The organism is Rhodococcus sp. UFZ-B548 (genome assembly GCF_903819475.1).
Taxonomy (GTDB): domain Bacteria; phylum Actinomycetota; class Actinomycetes; order Mycobacteriales; family Mycobacteriaceae; genus Rhodococcus_F; species Rhodococcus_F erythropolis.
Map to the genome: position 1 here is coordinate 23,370 of NZ_CAIJDS010000063.1, position 16,783 is coordinate 40,152.

The 16,783-nt window shown below is 62.8% G+C and carries 22 protein-coding genes and 1 pseudogene; 13 read left to right on the forward strand and 10 right to left on the reverse strand.

The annotated features are described in order from the left end of the window. Positions 1-106: 106 nt before the first annotated feature. The 3 genes from H7C86_RS32680 to H7C86_RS37590 are packed head-to-tail and all read right to left on the reverse strand — an operon-like array spanning position 107 to position 2,718. Positions 107-2,080, reverse strand: coding sequence for a GAF domain-containing protein (locus tag H7C86_RS32680; protein ID WP_092763601.1), 1,974 nt, complete (start codon positions 2,078-2,080; stop codon positions 107-109). Positions 2,081-2,090: 10 nt separating this feature from the next. Further along, the gene (locus H7C86_RS32685) at positions 2,091-2,606 is read right to left on the reverse strand and encodes a tail fiber domain-containing protein (RefSeq protein ID WP_108912743.1); all 516 of its coding nucleotides are present in this window, start codon (positions 2,604-2,606) and stop codon (positions 2,091-2,093) included. Next, entirely contained in the window at positions 2,590-2,718 is a 129-nt protein-coding gene (locus H7C86_RS37590; RefSeq protein WP_021333694.1) for a hypothetical protein, read from the reverse strand. The genes H7C86_RS32685 and H7C86_RS37590 overlap by 17 nt, the downstream gene beginning before the upstream one ends. Before the next feature lie 288 nt (positions 2,719-3,006). On the opposite strand from H7C86_RS37590, the gene H7C86_RS32690 reads away from it, so the two are divergent. Continuing rightward, on the forward strand, positions 3,007-3,171 hold the full coding sequence (locus H7C86_RS32690) for a hypothetical protein (protein WP_019748819.1): 165 nt from the start codon (positions 3,007-3,009) through the stop codon (positions 3,169-3,171). A gap of 5 nt (positions 3,172-3,176) precedes the next feature. Here the strand turns inward: H7C86_RS32690 and H7C86_RS32695 are convergent, their stop codons facing one another. The 3 genes from H7C86_RS32695 to H7C86_RS32705 form a co-directional block, all read right to left on the reverse strand. Further along, complete coding sequence (locus tag H7C86_RS32695; protein WP_172932062.1) at positions 3,177-3,551, reverse strand: VOC family protein; 375 nt, start codon at positions 3,549-3,551, stop codon at positions 3,177-3,179. A gap of 29 nt (positions 3,552-3,580) precedes the next feature. Beyond that, complete coding sequence (locus H7C86_RS32700; protein WP_182263059.1) at positions 3,581-3,994, reverse strand: VOC family protein; 414 nt, start codon at positions 3,992-3,994, stop codon at positions 3,581-3,583. 101 nt (positions 3,995-4,095) lie between these two features. Next, positions 4,096-4,668, reverse strand: coding sequence for a helix-turn-helix domain-containing protein (locus H7C86_RS32705; protein WP_021344529.1), 573 nt, complete (start codon positions 4,666-4,668; stop codon positions 4,096-4,098). 64 nt (positions 4,669-4,732) lie between these two features. On the opposite strand from H7C86_RS32705, the gene H7C86_RS32710 reads away from it, so the two are divergent. Both H7C86_RS32710 and H7C86_RS32715 read left to right on the forward strand, forming a co-directional pair. Next, positions 4,733-5,428 (forward strand): AzlC family ABC transporter permease, encoded by a 696-nt coding sequence (locus H7C86_RS32710; protein ID WP_037249420.1) that lies wholly within the window; start codon positions 4,733-4,735, stop codon positions 5,426-5,428. Next, positions 5,425-5,745 (forward strand): AzlD domain-containing protein, encoded by a 321-nt coding sequence (locus H7C86_RS32715; protein ID WP_080910806.1) that lies wholly within the window; start codon positions 5,425-5,427, stop codon positions 5,743-5,745. Before H7C86_RS32710 ends, H7C86_RS32715 begins: the two co-directional genes overlap by 4 nt. Here H7C86_RS32715 and H7C86_RS32720 read toward each other — a convergent pair. Further along, positions 5,731-6,387, reverse strand: coding sequence for a TetR/AcrR family transcriptional regulator C-terminal domain-containing protein (locus H7C86_RS32720; protein WP_080910807.1), 657 nt, complete (start codon positions 6,385-6,387; stop codon positions 5,731-5,733). The two genes, H7C86_RS32715 and H7C86_RS32720, sit on opposite strands and share 15 nt — an antisense overlap. Before the next feature lie 164 nt (positions 6,388-6,551). Between H7C86_RS32720 and bioB the strand changes: the two genes are divergently transcribed. From bioB to H7C86_RS32735, 3 genes are read left to right on the forward strand one after another with little or no spacing between them, the layout of a single operon-like run. After that, positions 6,552-7,565, forward strand: coding sequence for a biotin synthase BioB (gene bioB / locus H7C86_RS32725; protein ID WP_024487821.1), 1,014 nt, complete (start codon positions 6,552-6,554; stop codon positions 7,563-7,565). Continuing rightward, positions 7,562-7,786, forward strand: coding sequence for a hypothetical protein (locus tag H7C86_RS32730; RefSeq protein ID WP_019748812.1), 225 nt, complete (start codon positions 7,562-7,564; stop codon positions 7,784-7,786). The genes bioB and H7C86_RS32730 overlap by 4 nt, the downstream gene beginning before the upstream one ends. A gap of 11 nt (positions 7,787-7,797) precedes the next feature. Next, the gene (locus H7C86_RS32735) at positions 7,798-8,388 is read left to right on the forward strand and encodes a DUF2567 domain-containing protein (protein WP_182263060.1); all 591 of its coding nucleotides are present in this window, start codon (positions 7,798-7,800) and stop codon (positions 8,386-8,388) included. A 28-nt stretch (positions 8,389-8,416) separates the two neighbouring features. Here the strand turns inward: H7C86_RS32735 and H7C86_RS32740 are convergent, their stop codons facing one another. Next, entirely contained in the window at positions 8,417-9,247 is an 831-nt protein-coding gene (locus H7C86_RS32740) for an SDR family oxidoreductase (protein ID WP_182263061.1), read from the reverse strand. 83 nt (positions 9,248-9,330) lie between these two features. Between H7C86_RS32740 and H7C86_RS32745 the strand changes: the two genes are divergently transcribed. Then, the gene (locus tag H7C86_RS32745; RefSeq protein WP_182263062.1) at positions 9,331-9,933 is read left to right on the forward strand and encodes a TetR/AcrR family transcriptional regulator; all 603 of its coding nucleotides are present in this window, start codon (positions 9,331-9,333) and stop codon (positions 9,931-9,933) included. Between the two features lie 110 nt (positions 9,934-10,043). After that, a complete protein-coding gene (locus H7C86_RS32750; protein WP_029255524.1) occupies positions 10,044-10,376 on the forward strand; it encodes an SDR family NAD(P)-dependent oxidoreductase in 333 nt (110 codons plus the stop codon). Positions 10,377-10,390: 14 nt separating this feature from the next. Here H7C86_RS32750 and H7C86_RS32755 read toward each other — a convergent pair whose 3' ends face one another. Continuing rightward, on the reverse strand, positions 10,391-11,119 hold the full coding sequence (locus tag H7C86_RS32755) for an NUDIX domain-containing protein (protein ID WP_007733069.1): 729 nt from the start codon (positions 11,117-11,119) through the stop codon (positions 10,391-10,393). Between the two features lie 102 nt (positions 11,120-11,221). Between H7C86_RS32755 and nadA the strand changes: the two genes are divergently transcribed. Genes nadA through nadC form a run of 3 tightly spaced genes read left to right on the forward strand, consistent with a single transcriptional unit; the run spans position 11,222 to position 14,699 of the window. Then, entirely contained in the window at positions 11,222-12,259 is a 1,038-nt protein-coding gene (gene nadA, locus H7C86_RS32760) for a quinolinate synthase NadA (RefSeq protein ID WP_020908027.1), read from the forward strand. Beyond that, positions 12,256-13,827: an L-aspartate oxidase gene (locus tag H7C86_RS32765; RefSeq protein WP_182263063.1), complete on the forward strand. Its 1,572-nt coding sequence runs from the start codon at positions 12,256-12,258 to the stop codon at positions 13,825-13,827. The genes nadA and H7C86_RS32765 overlap by 4 nt, the downstream gene beginning before the upstream one ends. Next, complete coding sequence (nadC, locus tag H7C86_RS32770; RefSeq protein WP_182263064.1) at positions 13,827-14,699, forward strand: carboxylating nicotinate-nucleotide diphosphorylase; 873 nt, start codon at positions 13,827-13,829, stop codon at positions 14,697-14,699. Before H7C86_RS32765 ends, nadC begins: the two co-directional genes overlap by 1 nt. Positions 14,700-14,705: 6 nt before the next feature. Here nadC and H7C86_RS32775 read toward each other — a convergent pair whose 3' ends face one another. Beyond that, positions 14,706-15,614 (reverse strand): LysR family transcriptional regulator, encoded by a 909-nt coding sequence (locus H7C86_RS32775; RefSeq protein WP_020908025.1) that lies wholly within the window; start codon positions 15,612-15,614, stop codon positions 14,706-14,708. A gap of 71 nt (positions 15,615-15,685) precedes the next feature. Here H7C86_RS32775 and dapA point away from each other — a divergent pair, with 71 nt between their 5' ends. Further along, complete coding sequence (dapA, locus tag H7C86_RS32780; protein WP_182263065.1) at positions 15,686-16,579, forward strand: 4-hydroxy-tetrahydrodipicolinate synthase; 894 nt, start codon at positions 15,686-15,688, stop codon at positions 16,577-16,579. Positions 16,580-16,627: 48 nt separating this feature from the next. Continuing rightward, positions 16,628-16,783 (forward strand): annotated as a pseudogene (locus H7C86_RS37595) (HNH endonuclease); the annotation flags it as partial.

Here is a 16,783-nt window from a genome sequence, read left to right on the forward strand (position 1 = left end):
GGGGGGTGGTCCTCCTGAAGTGATTCTGTGCTCCGCTTCACAGTAGGGAGGGTGATGGCTGCCAGGCCACGTGCTCAGGGCACATCGATCGGTTGAAATTGTAGTGTCATGCACCACCGTCTTTGTCGACGGTCTCACCCCCGGCCTCTTCGGCGCCCACTTGCCGAAGCTCGTCGAGCCTCGTCGCCATGGACACCCGAAAGAAGTTCTCGTCTTCACGCCACGAGTGACCGAGGAGGGTGCGGATGCGCTCGAGACGCTGAATGACGGTGTTCGGGTGATAGTTGAGGGCGCGGGCAGCCTTGGTCGGGCTTCCTTCGTTGCGCACGAGGGCGCGCAGGGTCGCAGTGAGATCGGTGTCCTTGTCGCGGTCGTAGGCGAGTACCGGGCCGATCACGTCATCGATGAACTGATGAAGTGATTCCGGATTTTCGCCGAACAGAACGGTGTACGGCAGATACGACGCCGTCGTGACCGCGCCGTCGGTCTTGCCCAACGCCGAGAGCAGGCGAGCAGTACGCAGGGCAGAGGTGAAGCGCGCCGGGAGGTCTTCGGGACGCTCCGCCGTTGCCGGCGCAATCACCACGGCGTGAGGTCCCACCGAACCGGTGATCTGGCGGTGAACGACGGTCGCCGCGGCTGCCGGGTTCCCCGAGCGCGAGACCACCGCGATCAATCCGGCGTGCTGCGACGCCAAAGCCCCGACCGGCAAACTCTGCCCGATTGCGCGGAGCGCAGCGGTGCGGAGTTCCGGAGCAACCGACACCACGAGGACGGTATCGAGTTCGCCGAGGGAGATGCCGAGGTTGCGGGTGCGACGTTCGAGATCGCGCCTGCGCTCGGGCGCAGTGCTCAACAGGTCGGCCACCAGTTCGTCACGTGCGCGACGATCCGCTGCTGCTGCCGCCGTGTGTTGCAACACGAGGATCGCAGTAACCTGAGCGGCCCGTTCCACGGTCCTGAGTTCGACAGGTCCGATCGGCGCGTCCGAACGATTCAGCAAGATGGCCCCGAGGAACGATTCTCCGGCAGTGATGGCGCTGACGAGTTGGATCACGGTTTCACTGTCATCGGCGACAAACGTGCATCGGCCGCTTCGGCGACTCTGGTCGATGGCCTCGGACACGGCGCGAGGTAGAGACAACGGCACCGTCGTGATCTGCTCGCCCGAGGATTTGACCAGAGGGCGTAGCTCACTGTCGACCACGACGGTGCCGCGCTCGAGTGCGCTGCTGAGGGTTCGTGCAACCTGGGCATAGCCACCGCCGCGGAGAACGGCGTGGATCAGATCCTGGTGGACGATGTTCGACTTGTCTCGCGCGGACACGTGCTCACGCAGTTCGTCGAGTGCTCGCCCGGTCTCGGCGGCGGATTCCTCGGCGCGATCGAGCGCCCGCGCGGTTTGCAGGACCACCGAGGCATGATCCGCCAGCGCCGAGAGCAGGGCTATCTGATCGGCAGTAAATCGTCGTTCACGGCGGTCGGCGGCAAACAGGACTCCGAGGATCTGGCCGTCCGAGAGCATCGGCACGCCGAGAATCGCCACCAGACCTTCGGCGACGATCGCGGCATCCACCACTTCGTCATGGCGCGACTGCGTGTAGTCGCTGTAGTTCTGAACCCATTGGGCTGCTCGAGATTCGGCAATCGCACTGACCAGTCCCGCGCCGGCAGGAACCTGTAGATGCTGTAGTTCCGGCGAGACGGCGCCTGCTGTCTTTCGAACATTCAGATCTCTGGTGACCACATCGAACTCGGAGAGGTACGTGACGTCGGTGCCCATGATGTCGTGTGCTCGGTTGACGAGTCGCTGGAGCAGAGTGTCCACGTCGCGAACTTGCGCGAGTTCACGCGCACTCGAGTAGAGGACCGCCAATTCGTTCTCGCGACGGCGCAGTCGGCGGAATTCCGACCGACTGGCCCGGATGCGGGCCGCGGTCTGCGTGATCTCCGTTGCGCCGAGGCCGAATTCGGAAAGTACCTGTTCGACATGTTCGTCACCGACGGAGTCGGACGTCACGTCGAACAGCGCGGCAATCTCGTTGGGTTCTGAGTCGGAGTCTGAATCAGGGGCGGTCACACCGAACAAACTACAGACCTGCGGACCTACCGAACTCGTCGAGCGGCGGGGGTGTGTGACTGTTGTTGACCTTTAATGCATTTCGATCCGTGCCCGTGCCTCCCAGTTCTTCGTGCAGTCTGTCCATGTCCTTCTCGAGCGCGCTGACCTTTGTCTCGAGGGCGAGAACTTTGCGGTTCAATGCTTGGATGCTCGCCATGCAGACGCCGTTTGCATCGACGGCCGAGATCCGACGGGTGTTGGATCCCAGGCCGAAGACTGCGGCAAAATCCTGTGCCATCGGTCCGAGATGACGGATCGACTTGTGGTCGAAACCGTAGCTCCACGTGCTGATTCGGAGAGCCGTCAACCGGTCGAGCACGTCCTGGGCGCTGGTGGGAACGGCTGCGTCTGTGTCCACGCCGCGGCGACGTGTGGCGTGCGAGAGCACCCACTGCGCGGGGTGGCGCATCGCCGCGTTGACCCGAGTGCTGACCCGAGTGTCCAAATAGTCAGTGCGCTCGCCCTCGTCAGGCGGTGAGGTCACGTCGCGCAGTTTTGACGGTCTTGTCGCTCAGCAGAATTCCCGCTCCCGCGCCCAGTAGTCCGAGGCCGATTCCGACAGCAGCGCTGCCGAGGCCCAAAGCAATTCCCAACATGATTCCTCCAAAAATTGTGCGGTGAATTGAGGGGCCAGGTGTCCGACGAAAGTGCTGCCGACCTGCTCCGCGCTCATCTTTCACATTGCTCCGCCGTGCGGGCGATGACAACCCGTCTGGACCGAATTTCTCGTGGAAAACACAGGCGTGCAACACTGGGTCAAGAACTGCTGGGTCATCGGCGCCTTGTCGGCGCCGTACGGGCGGCAGTAATCAAGTAGCCATCGACCGATCTCTAACGCAGGTTTATCTGCGCGCGGCAACGATGACCAGGCAAAAGGGTGGCATGTGAACGAATCGAGCAATGGCTTGTTTTCCGACCTCAGCGCGTCGGAGCCCGTTGTCGACGCAAAAAGCGCCGAGCAACTGGCGGCCGAGCGTGAAACTGCGGCAGCAGAACGCTCGAACACCGACACCGCTGAACAGCGGCAGTCACAGCTGTTCAGCGGTTAAGCGCGTCAGGACTCCTTGATTACCGACAGAACATTGCCGGCTGGATCGGTGAACCACGCGATGTCGGGGCCGTTGCCACGCATGATGCCTCGCGCATCCTGGGGGAATCCGTCGTATTTCAGAAACTCCACGCCACGTGCGGTCAGTTGATCGACGGTTGTGTCGATGTCGTCGACGACGAAGTTAAGAATCGTGTACGTCGCCGCTTCGTGATTCGGTTTGGGATAGACGAGGATTTCGGTTCCGCCGGCAAGATGTAGCCGAATCAGCCCCATGTCTTCATCGGTCACTTTCAGCCCGAGTATTTCGCCGTAGAACTTCTGTGCAGCATCGATGTCTGTCACCGAAAATCCGCTGAATGCTTTGGTGTCCGCAAGCATGGCTATCTCCGTTCCTAGCTGTTGTCGGACTAGGTGGGTTGGGAATCCGTCATTCCGGATTCCATGTCGGCCCTGGCCTCCTCGCTGAACTCGATGATCTGAACGTAGTTTCCGTCGGGGTCGATCGCGGTGGCGAACAAACTGCCCCCGCGGACTTCGAGCGGAGCGTGCCAGTTTCCGCCGAGTGCGTCGATGCGCTGTGCGATCGACCGGGCGTCGTCGGTCTCGACGTTGAGGAACATGCGACCCGGCTGGGGGTTGGTCTCACCGACGTCCTCGCGTCTGTCGAGCATTACGTAGAAACCGTTGAAGTCGAGGACGTCGTAGCCAGGTTCACCGGGAGTCCGGTCGACCTTCGGGGCGAACGCCTCGGCGTACCAGTCGCGCAATCGTTCGGGGTTGGTGCTCGAGAGCAAAATGCTGCTGATGCTGGATCCGGACATGGGTCCTCCTGCTGTCGGTCGTTACTGTCGTCGGCAATCGAGGCTCTGGCCACATCACCTCCCAGATACAGACTTCCCGCAGCGGCGAAACTCATCGCGGCTCAGCTGTGTTCCGACACCATGATCGCCGTCGTCCCTGGTTCGAGCGCCCGAAAGATATGCTCCTCGTCGCCGGGATAAGCGAGATAGTCGCCCGGGCCGAGCTCGATCGGATCTGCGGTGGGCCCGACCTCCGCTCGCCCGGTGCCGATCACAACGTGTTCGGTGGTGCCGCGCGCATGCGGAGTCGAAATACGCGGCTCGCCCGGTTCGGCGACTATGCGATACAGATCGCGTCGTGCGTTCGGTGGGCTCGGCGCCAAGAGCGTCGCGATGTACGACGCGTTTGCCGAAGCAATTGCGGGACCTTCTCCGGCTCGAATCAATTGAACGGTCTGTGCCTGCGAGTCGACGAGTTGTGAGAACGGCACACCCAACGCGTTGCCGAGTGCCCACAGTGTTTCGAGGCTCGGGTTCCCGAGGCCGGATTCGAGTTGGGAGAGTGTGGATTTGGCGATGTCGGCGCGCCGCGCCACCTCCGAGAGGCTCAAGCCTGCTCGGGCACGTTCGCGTTTGAGTGCGACGGCGACCAGTTTCTGAGGAGTCTCCGCTGTATCCGTTTCATTACTGGTCATCGTTCGATTCTCCGATCGGTCGTTCTACTTGACGAACGGTGTCACTTCGTTCAACATAGAATACATGCGTTCTTTATGGCGAACAGTTGATCGAGACACGGTTCGGGTGAGCGTGCTGATCTGGCTCTCCGTGGCCATCGTCGGTGTGTCCTACGGTGTGACGGCAGGATCGGCTGGATTCTCGTTGTGGCAGCTTTCGGCGTTGGCTGTACTCGTTCTGGGAGCGTCTTCGGAGTTCTTGTTCATCGGAATCATCGCAGCCGGAGGCAGTGCCACCGCTGCTGTTGTGGCGGGCTTGTTGATCAACTCACGTAACTTCGCCTACGGGATGTCGGCAGGATCATTTCTCGGCAGGGGTCGCTACAAAGATTCAGGCTGGCGCAGTATGGTCGGCGCGCACCTGGTCAACGACGAAAGCGTCGCGGTCGCCATGGCGCAGGAATCGGTGGAGCGCAAGCGTGCGGCTTTCTGGTTCTGTGGAATCGGGATCGCGGTGTCGTGGCCGATCGGAGCGCTGCTGGGCGGGTTGCTCGGCAGCGTCGTCCGAGACCCCGGCGCGTTGGGATTGGATGCCGCGTTTCCGGCTGTCATTCTGGCCCTTGTCCTGCCTGCGCTGAAGGAAAAGGTGACGCTGCTTGCCGCCCTGATCGGTGCAGCAGTCGCGGTGGCCACGTCGCCGTTCCTGCCGCCCGGTACCGCGCCGCTCGTAGCGCTGCTGAGTATCGCGGTGACGATACCGTTCCGGGAGAAGGTTCGATGAATGCCGCGTCGGTCTGGATCGGTATTGTCGTGTTCGCTTGCGGCTCTTACGCTTTGCGGGCAAGTGGCGTTCTGCTCCGCTCTCGGGTGAAGCTTTCGAGCTTTGCCGAGAAAACCCTCGATCGTGCTGTCGTGGTGCTGCTGCTTGCAGTGGTTGCGACATCGACGATCTTCACCGGGCATGACGTTGCGGGGCCGGCGCGGATGCTTGGCGTGGTGGCTGGAGGCATCTGCGCCTGGTTCAAGGCGCCATTGGTACTAGTGGTGATTGTCGCGGCCGGCACTACTGCACTACTACGGCTGTCAGGAGTGTCGTAGAGCCGATTCTGTGCGCGTTGAATGTGTGGTCGAATTCAGGCGAGTGCGGATGCCGTCGATGAACAGGTCCAGGCCGAACTGGAAGCGCACTGTCGGATCGCCGTCGAGGAGGTCCTCGTCGGAACCGCCGCCGATCACCTCGGGGGAGTCGGGGGAAATGGGTGCTCGGGTAAGTGCCCCCATTTCTTCCATCTGCGCTCGGGACTGCTCGTCGACGGTGTGGCCGAGCACGTAGTACAGCAGGGCGTACGCCGCGAGTTGGGCATGCTCGCGTGATAGCCCGGATTCTTCGCCGGCGTGTACGAAGTGCTCGCGCACCTTGCTGCTTGTCATCCGCGAAGCGAAGGTGGCACTGACCAACTCGGCGCCGTCGCGGTGCGCCAGCAGGGCAGACCGAAGTCTGTGTGCCAGTTCGGAATACGCGTCTTGCCATGTCTCTGCGTCTACGGGAGTGTCGAGGTCTTCGAGGATCTTGTCGACGACCGCACCGAGCAAGGTCTGCTTGTTCGGGAAGTGCCAGTACAGGGCGCCGGGTTGGACACCCAGTGACGTTGCGAGCCTGCGCATCGTGAGGTCGGCAAGTCCGAACTCGTCGAGTATCGCCATGGCGCCGTCCAGCACGTCGCCGCGTCGCAACTGCACTTGTTGTTCCCCTCGTTTCGTCCCGCCGTGGACCGCTCGCGATCGAATGTCGATCGGACCCGCCTTTGACAGTATTCCACCACGTCTCTAACGTGAACACCGTTCAACTTGTACGGTGTTCAATTTTGCTGGTTTCGAAGGAGACGTCTGTGACCCCGCCCCCGATTAGCACGGCCCCTGCGACGGTCGACATCCTCGACCAGGCGCGCGAGCAAGTTCTCGAAAGAGGAGTTGGCCTGACCGAAAGCCAGGTGCTCGACGTACTCCGACTCGACGACGACAGGCTCGAAGACCTGCTGGCTCTCGCCCACGATGTGCGTATGAAATGGTGTGGACCGGAGGTCGAGGTCGAGGGCATCATCAGCCTCAAGACGGGCGGTTGCCCCGAGGACTGCCATTTCTGCTCGCAGTCCGGACTCTTCCAGTCGCCGGTTCGCGCGGCCTGGTTGGACATCCCGAGCCTGGTGGAAGCTGCCAAGCAGACTGCGAAGTCGGGCGCTACCGAGTTCTGCATCGTGGCCGCCGTCCGCGGACCTGACGCCCGGTTGCTCGCTCAGGTAGCCGCAGGTATCGAGGCGATCCGCAATGAGGTCGACATCCAGATCGCCTGCTCGCTCGGCATGCTGACCCAGGAACAGGTCGACCAACTGGCCGCCATGGGTGTGCACCGGTACAACCACAACTTGGAGACCTCGAAGTCGCATTTCCCGAACGTCGTGACCACACACTCGTGGGAAGAGCGGTGGAACACGCTTCGGATGGTTCGCGAAGCAGGCATGGAAGTGTGCTGCGGCGGAATCCTCGGTATGGGTGAATCATTGGAGCAGCGCGCAGAATTTGCCGCGAACTTGGCTGAACTCGAGCCGGACGAGGTCCCGCTCAACTTCCTCAACCCGCGTCCCGGCACCCCCTTCGGGGATCTGGATGTGCTGCCCGCCAGCGAGGCGCTCAAGTCCGTGGCGGCATTCCGTCTCGCGCTGCCCCGCACGATCCTGCGCTTCGCGGGTGGACGCGAAATCACCCTCGGCGACCTGGGTGCCAAGCAGGGCATCCTCGGTGGAATCAACGCCGTCATCGTCGGCAACTACCTGACGACCCTCGGGCGTCCCGCCGAGAAGGATCTGGATTTGTTGGTGGATCTGCAGATGCCGATCAAAGCACTGAACGACACTCTGTGAGCACTCCGGTGACCGAGGAGCGGTACAACCCGTTCACCGGGCGTCGGATCGTCGACGGTGTCGACGATCCGACGCCGACTGCGGCGTCGATGGGGCTAGAGCCGCCTCGCTTCTGCGAGCAGTGCGGGCGCCGCATGATCGTTCAGGTCAGCCCTGACGGATGGTGGGCGAAATGCTCCCGACACGGTGTCGTCGACTCGATCGACGCCGCCCGCAGGTAGCGTCACTCTGTGTGATCTCTCTTCGGCAGACTCGTCTGCGCACCGCGATCGTGATCGCCGCAACCACTGCGGGCGTGAGCGTGCTCGTCGGTGTGGTGTGGGCGTTCTTGGCTCCGGCCGAGCATCTGTTGGTGGTGTCCGAGGGGCGCGGCGTCGCGTTGACGGGTGAGAGCCTCCATCAGTTCGACGCGAGTGCTGTGTTCATCTGGCTGGCACTGATCGTCGGTGTGCTGTCGGCAGTAGCGGCGTGGTTGGCGCGTCTGAGTCGAGGCCCGTATGCCCTGGGCGGGTTGATAGTCGGCTCGGCGGCAGGTGCCGGACTGATGGCACTCGTGGGTTCGGGCGTGACAAAACTGCGTTTCCCCACCGCCGACAATCCGGCGGTCGGGGAGATCATCGCGCGCGCACCGAACATCGGCACCTTGCTTGTGCTTCTGTTTCAGCCGCTTGCGGCGTGCGTCGTGACTTTGGTTCTGGCAGTGCTCAATCCGTACGACGACCTCGGTGTGGGGGACCACCCGGAATCTGGGGATCCGGAATCCGGGGATCCGCCCACCGAGGCCGAACAGACCGACGACGCGGTCCAGCCGAAACTCCCGTAGCCGTTGCTTCTATACAGCCGTTGCTTCTCTATACCGCCGACGTCGACGGGCGGTTCGCTGCGGACTTCATTCGCACGTCACCCAACAGTCGACCCGAAATCAACGCTCCCAACCGGCGGGTTGCGAAGCGAGTGCTGATCGAGGACACCCAATTCGGCAAACCTGATACGACTGTCGGCGGTGCGTTGCGTCGATCCAGTGCCCGGAAAGCTGTATCCACCACCTGAGTTGCCGCCTGCATTCGCCCGACCGCAGCATCTTCGGAGCCGACGACGTCGAAGAACTCGGTTCGTGTCGGGCCGGGGCACACCGCCAATACGGTCAATCCGCTGCCGCGAGCTTCTGCCCAGAGTGCTTCGGTGAAGTTGAGTACAAAAGCCTTGGACGCGCCGTAGACGGCCATGCCAGGGGTCGGCTGGAACGACGCCGTGCTCGCGATGTTGACGAGCGCTCCACGTCCGCCCAGGAGATCGGGCAGGAAGGTGTGCGTCAGTTCGACCAGCGTGGCGATGTTGAGCTGAATTTCGGACGTGACGCGCTCGAGATCTTCGTCCACGAATGCTCCGTGTGTTCCGAATCCGGCGTTGTTGATCAGCGAGGTGACGGTGATGCCACGGTTTGTCAGCTCCTGGTGCAGTGTTGCGCCGACGCCGGGCGCCGCCAGGTCGGCAGGCAGAACTGTGACTGTGATGCCGTGGGCGACGCGGAGTTCGGTAGCGAGGGCTTCGAGGCGATCTGCCCGCCTGGCGACGAGAACCAGATTTGCACCGCGAGCGGCGAAGCGGTGAGCGAATTCCACTCCGAGCCCAGCGCTGGCTCCGGTGATGAGGACGGTGGTTCCGGCTACGTCGATGGCCATGGTGGCTCCTTCGGTTCGGGTGATCCCAAATGTAGGCACTGACACCATAGTTGTCAATGACAACATTTTGATATGGTGCCACCATGCCCGCCCACGAACAGCCGTACCACCACGGCAGCCTGCGACAGGAACTCCTGGCGTCAGCTGAAGCGACCCTCGAGCGTGATGGCGTCGACAAGTTGTCGCTGCGGCAGCTTGCGCGCGAGGCGGGCGTCAGTCACGCGGCCCCTGGCAAGCATTTTCGCGACCGTCAGGCTTTGCTCGACGCCTTGGCTGAAAGCGGATTCCATCGGATGACCGGTGCACTCGAGCGAGCAGTTTCGGAGGCGCCGCCGACCGCGAAAGCCCGGTTCTCCTCGCTCGCCAACGCCTATGTGGATTTTGCGTTGGAGCATCCGGGTCTGTTGTCTCTGATGTACAGCAACAAGCATGCACCCGGTGCGGCCGAGACTGTCGTGAACGCGGGGCACGCGACGATGGACCTGACCGTTCGGCTCGTATCGGAAGCGCAGGCTGCGGGTGACATTGCCGCCGGTGATCCGGAAAGTATTGCGCTGGTTGCCTTTGCGACGTTCCATGGCGTCGCGACGCTGGCCGCGGGCGGAATGTTGGGCGACGTGCCGATCGGTGATGTGGTGAACGCGGCCTCGACGGTCTTCTGGGCGGGGCTGTCTCGATCTGCCTGATGTGTGGGGCGCGGAATCCCCAGAGTTCTCACAGAACCAACACAAGGGAGCCACAAGATTGCGGACTTACATGGGAGTCAAGAAGTTTGATTCCGAGTGGAGGTTTCGCAATGAGCGTTTCGGAGATCGCCCCGAACAGGGGAGTTGTACTTGTCACGGACATCGGATTCGAGCACGGTGCGCGTATCGCCACCGAGTTTCTCGACGCCGGTTGGAGCGTGGCGGTCACTGCGCGGACGGTGACAGAATTGGTGCGCATCATGGCGGGAAAACCGACCCATCGCTTCTTTGCGATAGTCGCTGATCCGACGGATCGTTGGCAGGCCGATCGGATTCTCGATCGGGTGACGACGCGGTTCGGCGCAATCAATCGGGTCATCGATCCGGCCGGCGCGGTGACCTCGGCGTGGCTGCAACGCGGAAGTTTCGAAGCCGTTGCCTGAGAACCTGATCGACGTCAGCTCGGGGGACGCAGTGCAGCGAACTCGTCGGTGACTCGCAAGGTGGAGTCGGTGAAGCGGTACAGGGCCGGTGGGCGTCCGCCCGACTTGCCGGACGGTGCGGTGTTGCCGGTGGGAGTCAGTACGCCTCGGCGACCCAGTACGCGTTGCAAGTTGGTTGCGTCGACTTGGTAACCGAGTGCAGCGCAGTAGATTTCGCGCAGTGTCGACATCGCGAACTCTTCGGGAGCCAGCCCGAATGCGATGTTGGTGTAGGAGAGTTTTGCAGCCAGTCGATTACGCGCGTGCCGTACGACGGTTCCGTGGTCGAACGACATCTCCGGCAACTTCGAAACGGGGTGCCAGGCCGTGTCGGGTGGAAGTTGTGGGTCGGCGCTGAGGGGAACGAGTCCGAGGAAGGTCGACGCGATGCGGCGCGGGCCCGGCACTCGTTGTGGATCACTGAAGACGGAGAGTTGCTCGAGGTGGGCGACCTTTCGTAGGTCGACCTTCTCGGCGAGGAGTCGTCGAGCGGAGGTCGTCAGGTCCTCGTCGTCGCGCAAAGTGCCCCCGGGCAGTGACCATGTGCCTTTCTGTGGGTTGAGTGCGCGCTGCCACAGCAGCACGGCCAACTCTTCACGCCCTTGTGGGCAGTGATCGCCGTCACCTGCGGCGATGCTTGCGGGGAAGGTGCGAACTTGGAACACCGCTGCAAGCACTTCGTGGGTGGTGTTACTATTGGGCACGTTTTCGATCCTAAGTCGAAAACCTCGAATACGGAAATCCGGGCCAGCCCGTCCGGATTTGAACTGGGTGACGAGCCCGGGTTCACGGTGAAGGAGAACGCCATGACGACCACGACGTTATGGGAGGGATCGGCCTCGCAGATTCACGACGGCCCCGGCGGATACAACGGAGTCGAAGCGACCCCCGAGTGGGCCGCTGAGATCAAACGTCTGGCTCGCGAACGGGGCGCGACGATTCTTGCGCACAACTACCAGCTGCCTGCGATTCAGGACGTCGCCGATCATGTCGGCGACTCCCTGGCGCTTTCGCGAATCGCTGCCGAGGCGCCCGAGGACACGATTGTCTTCTGTGGTGTGCACTTCATGGCCGAGACCGCGAAGATCCTGTCGCCGTCCAAGACCGTGCTGATCCCGGACGAGCGAGCCGGCTGTTCTCTGGCCGACTCGATCAATGCCGAGCAGCTTCGTGAGTGGAAGGCCGACAACCCGAACGCCCTCGTCGTGTCCTATGTCAACACCACGGCCGAGGTCAAGGGTCTCACCGACATCTGCTGCACGTCGTCCAATGCCGTCGACGTGGTCAACTCGATTGATCCCGACCGGGAAGTTCTCTTCCTCCCGGACCAGTTCCTCGGAGCTCACGTCAAACGCGTCACAGGCCGCACCAACATGCAGATCTGGGCCGGTGAATGCCACGTCCACGCGGGTATCAACGGTGACGAGTTGACGGCGAAGTCCAAGGCTCACCCCGATGCCGAGCTTTTTGTGCACCCTGAATGTGGTTGCGCTACTTCGGCTCTGTACCTCGCCGGTGAAGGCGCGGTCCCCGCGGACAAGGTCAAGATCCTCTCCACCGGCGGAATGCTCGACGCTGCCCGCGTCACCAAGAGCAAGCAGGTTCTGGTCGCCACCGAGATCGGGATGCTGCACCAGTTGCGCAAGGCAGCGCCCGACGTCGATTTCCAGGCCGTCAACGACCGCGCGTCGTGCCCGTACATGAAGATGATCACGCCTGCCGCGTTGCTTCGCTGCCTTCTCGAGGGCAAGGACGAGGTCCACGTCGATCTCGAGATGGCCAAGCGTGCACAGAAATCGGTGCAGCGCATGATTGAGATCGGTAATCCGGGCGGCGGCGAGTGAGCAGCCCTGCCGGGCGTTTCGCCTGGGAGGCTCATGCCGACCTGGTCGTCGTGGGAGGCGGTGTCGCGGGCCTCACCGCTGCGCGCACCGCTTCTCTGCGGGGGCTGAAAGTACTCACGGTCAGCAAGGGTGGTCCGACGGACACCTCGACTCAGTACGCGCAGGGCGGCATCGCAGTCGTCGACGATCTGAATACGGATTCCGTCGAGTCGCACGTTGCGGATACGTGTGAGGCCGGCGTCGGCTTGTGCGACGAGGAAGCCGTCTATTCCATCGTCGAAGCTGGTCACGACGCAGTTGCGGCGCTGGCCGCGTTGGGCGCGGTCTTCGATCGCGGGCGAGACGGCGAGGTGTCGCGCACCCGCGAGGGTGGGCACAGCACGCGTCGGATCATCCATGCGGGCGGCGACGCCACGGGCGCGGAAGTGCAGCGGGCTCTCAACGCTGCCGGCCTCCCCGTTCTGTTCGGTGCAGCGGCAGTCCAGGTGGTGACCAACCGGCGCGGGGTGTGTGGACTCATTGTCTCCTCGCCGGAAGGGCTCGGAGTGATCCATGCGCCCGCGGTACTGCTCGCTACCGGTGGACTCGGTCAGCTGTATGCCTGCAGTACAAATCCGCCCGGCGCAACTGCCGACGGAATCGCGTTGGCGCTCGAAGCAGGTGCGGCAATTGCGGATCTGGAATTCGTTCAGTTCCATCCGACGGTCCTCTTCACTCCGGGTGGAGTAGGTCGCCGGCCCTTGATCAGTGAGGCGGTCCGCGGCGAAGGTGCGATTCTTGTCGACACCAACGGCGATTCGGTCACCGCAGGTGTTCATCCGCTGGGTGATCTCGCCCCGCGTGACGTGGTCTCGCGCGCAATCGCAGCACGCCTACGAGATCTCGGCACCGATCACGTCTACCTGGACGCCCGCAAGCTCGACGGCTTCGATTCGCGGTTCCCGACCATCACCGCATCCTGTCTCGAAGCGGGCATCGATCCACGCACCCAACTCATTCCGGTCGCTCCGGCCGCGCACTACTCGTGCGGTGGAGTCGCCACCGACGTCCATGGACGAACGGGAGTGCCTGGACTCTACGCAGCCGGCGAAGTGGCTCGCACAGGATTGCACGGCGCGAATCGTCTTGCGTCCAACAGCCTTCTCGAGGGTTTGGTGGTCGGGGAGCGTGCCGGAATCGCAGCTGCCGAGCGTCGAGAGGTTCATGCCGAAGTGGTCAACGTGGTGCGCAAGCCAATGCCGATCCTCCCACGAGAGACTGTGCAGTCCGTCATGACCGCACACGCGTCGGTGGTTCGCGACGGAGGCGGTCTCCAGACTGCGCGAGCCGCGCTTGCCGACGCCGATCAGACAGTGGCGGTGGCTGCTGGGGACCTCGAAGACGCGGCGCTCACACTGACCGCGACAGCGTTGGTCGATGTAGCCGTGGCACGAACCGAGAGCCGAGGCTGTCACACCCGCACCGACTATCCTGAAACAGATCCGAATCAGCGTCGCAGCACTCGGATCAAGATGAGTGCCGATGGAGCGCTCGAAATACCAGACATGTTGTTGACAGGAGTTCATTGATGACCGAGCAGAAGATCCTGCCCGCGCCGCTCGACCGTGACGAACTGCTCACGTTGGTCAGGCTCGCTCTGGACGAGGATCTGCGCTATGGCCCCGATATCACTTCTACCGCAACGGTTCCCGCCGATGCAGTCGCGAAGGCCTCGGTCGCATCACGCTCCTCGGGTACTGTCGCCGGCATCGACGTCGGACTGCTTGTTCTCGACGAGGTGATCGGCGCGGGTAACTACGAGGTCGTTGATCGGGTGGCCGATGGAACTCGGGTTGCGCCAGGTCAATCGGTGCTCACCGTCGTCGCGCCCACCCGCGGCCTTCTTACCGCAGAGCGGACGATGCTCAACCTCGTCTGCCATCTCTCGGGAATCGCCACGGCGACGTCGCAGTGGGTCGACGCCATCGCCGGCACTCATGCCAAAGTGCGGGACAGCCGAAAGACACTGCCCGGACTACGTTCTCTGCAGAAATATGCAGTCCACGTGGGCGGAGGCGTCAACCACCGTATGGGATTGGGTGACGCGGCGTTGATCAAGGACAACCACGTTGCCGCTGCCGGTTCGGTGGTCGCAGCACTTCGTGCGGTCCGTGAGCTCGCGCCGGACATCGAGTGCGAAGTCGAGGTCGACAACCTCACTCAGCTCGACCAGGTGCTGGCGGAGAACGTGGAACTTATTCTGCTGGACAACTTCCCGCTGTGGCAGACGCAGATCGCGGTCCAACGCCGAGACGCTGTTGCCCCCGAAACCAAGCTCGAGTCATCCGGTGGTCTCACCATCGACGTTGCCGCAGAGTACGCCCGAACCGGCGTCGACTACCTCGCTGTAGGTGCCTTGACGCACTCGGTGACAGTGCTCGACCTCGGGCTCGACATGTAGGTGCCGCTATTGCTCGGCGTCCAGCATTTGCGGGACGGCCGAGCGAAGCGCGCTTGTCACGGTTGCGACCGCCGGGTGAGCGTCGGAGCCGGCTCGGTGTGCGATCTTGGTCCTTCGTCGAATGGGCATCGGCGTCAGGCGCACTCCGAGTGGCGGATGGATTGCTCCGAGTTCCGGGACCAGCGAAACGCCCTGCCCTGCAGCGACGAGGGCGAGAACGGTGGCGAACTCGTCGATGTGGTGTCGCACTTTCGGGGTGAACCCGGCCGCTTGGCACGCGCGAATGGTCATTGCATGACAAGCAGTTCCGGGGATCGCAGTAATCCAGTGCTGCTCCACGCAGTCGGTCAGCGCGGTAATGGTGCTGTCGGGATCTGTAGCGGTGTCGTTCGACGCCAGATAGACCGATTCGCTGCACAGAGGCAACGCTGTCAGGCCCGGTTCGCTGGGACGAGGGACGAAGTCGTAGTCGTGAATCAACGCCAAGTCCAGATTCCCAGCTCGTAGGGCGTCGGCGACGTCCGCTGGGTCGATCTCCGAAACCATCGGTTCCAACCCGGGATGCTCGCGAGAGAGGGCGATCAATGCCGGCGGGAGGATCGCCCGTGCGGCGGTCGGGAACGTTCCGATGCGCAGCGGCCCCGCCAGTCCACGACGCGCGTCGACCAATTCACCCGACGCCTGCTCCAGGCGTTGCAGGATGACTTCGGCATGACGTGCGAGGTTCTCACCGGCCGGCGTGAGGCGGACGCGACGGCCTGTTCGTTCCAGCAGCGGCACGCCGGCTTCACGTTCGAGGACGGCCAATTGCTGCGACACCGCGGAGGGACTGAACGACAGCGCCTCGGCAACGGCAACGATGGTTCCGCGCAGCGCTAGTTCGCGCAATAGCTTCAGTCGACGAACATCGAGCATCAGCTCAGCTTACGCTCGACGATGGAAATGCGAACTAGACCGACAAGGTCTGTTCGGTGAGGCTGAGTTCTATGACTACGACTCGAGTTGACCTGGCCGGAATCCATGTACCACTGATCACGCCCTTCAAGAGCGACGGTCGTATTGCAACCGACGCACTCGAACAGCTTGCGCACCAGGTCCTCTCCGAAGGTGCGGTCGGACTCGTTGCACTGGGGACTACAGCGGAAACCGCAACCCTCACCGAGCAAGAGAGAGTGACCGTTCTGGATATCTGTGCGAGCGTGTGCCGTGCGAGAGGTGCGACGTTGATCGTGGGCGCGGGTAGCAACGACACGGCGGGCAGTGCGCAGGCGCTCGGGAGGCTGACTCGGTGGCCTGACGTCTCGGCGGCCTTGGTGCCGGTTCCCTCCTTCACGAGGCCGTCGAAAGCCGGTGTGGTGGCGCATTTCGCGCATCTGCAGTCGTCGAGCCGCGTGCCGCTGATCGTCTATCACGTGCCGTACCGAACTGCGTGCGATCTGGACAGCGGCACTTTGCGGGAGCTGGGTGCTTTGCCCGGGATTGTTGGTGTGAAGTATGCCGCGGGCGGTATCGACGCAGCTGCCGTCGAACTCTTCGCGGATCTTCCGGACGACTTCGCCGTACTGGCGGGGGATGATCTGTTCCTCGCGCCGCTTCTGGCCTTGGGTGCGTCAGGTGGAATCTTGGCGTCCGCTCATCTGTCGACCGCCGAGTTCGTGCGCCTGGTGAAGGCTTGGGACAGTGGAGATGTGGACAGTGTTCGCGATCTTGGGCGACGGTTGTCGACGCTGTCAGGAGCTCTCTTTTCCGAATCGAACCCGACTGTCATCAAGGGCGTGTTGCATGCATTGGGGCAGATTCCGACTCCCGATGTGCGACTGCCGTTGCTACCTGCGAGTGACGAATCGGTAGCGCGGGCGCTCGAGGTCTACCACTCTTGACTCGAACGGGTGTTCGAGTATTGTCTGGGGTGGGGATCGGGGGATTCAATGAGTGTCGATCTGTCGGATGTGGTGTCTGGTTCTGCGGTGGGGTTGCGCGGACGCCTGTGGCAGCTGTCTGCTTCTGAGTTGCGTACCGCTGCTATCGAGGCGAGTGCGGAGATTCTTCGTCTCGAGGCTGTGCGTGTGGCGGTGGTGGACGAG

Bases quoted from the DNA above. Each gene is read 5' to 3' on its own strand.
- H7C86_RS32745 (WP_182263062.1), top strand. From the start codon at position 9,331: ATGCCCGCCCACGAACAGCCGTACCACCACGGCAGCCTGCGACAGGAA.
- dapA (WP_182263065.1), top strand. From the start codon at position 15,686: ATGACTACGACTCGAGTTGACCTGGCCGGAATCCATGTACCACTGATC.
- H7C86_RS32740 (WP_182263061.1), bottom strand. From the start codon at position 9,247: ATGGCCATCGACGTAGCCGGAACCACCGTCCTCATCACCGGAGCCAGC.
- H7C86_RS32705 (WP_021344529.1), bottom strand. From the start codon at position 4,668: ATGACCAGTAATGAAACGGATACAGCGGAGACTCCTCAGAAACTGGTC.
- H7C86_RS32750 (WP_029255524.1), top strand. From the start codon at position 10,044: ATGAGCGTTTCGGAGATCGCCCCGAACAGGGGAGTTGTACTTGTCACG.
- H7C86_RS32775 (WP_020908025.1), bottom strand. From the start codon at position 15,614: ATGCTCGATGTTCGTCGACTGAAGCTATTGCGCGAACTAGCGCTGCGC.
- H7C86_RS32695 (WP_172932062.1), bottom strand. From the start codon at position 3,551: ATGCTTGCGGACACCAAAGCATTCAGCGGATTTTCGGTGACAGACATC.
- nadA (WP_020908027.1), top strand. From the start codon at position 11,222: ATGACGACCACGACGTTATGGGAGGGATCGGCCTCGCAGATTCACGAC.
- nadC (WP_182263064.1), top strand. From the start codon at position 13,827: ATGACCGAGCAGAAGATCCTGCCCGCGCCGCTCGACCGTGACGAACTG.
- H7C86_RS32710 (WP_037249420.1), top strand. From the start codon at position 4,733: ATGCGTTCTTTATGGCGAACAGTTGATCGAGACACGGTTCGGGTGAGC.
- H7C86_RS32700 (WP_182263059.1), bottom strand. From the start codon at position 3,994: ATGTCCGGATCCAGCATCAGCAGCATTTTGCTCTCGAGCACCAACCCC.
- H7C86_RS37590 (WP_021333694.1), bottom strand. From the start codon at position 2,718: ATGTTGGGAATTGCTTTGGGCCTCGGCAGCGCTGCTGTCGGAATCGGC.
- H7C86_RS32715 (WP_080910806.1), top strand. From the start codon at position 5,425: ATGAATGCCGCGTCGGTCTGGATCGGTATTGTCGTGTTCGCTTGCGGC.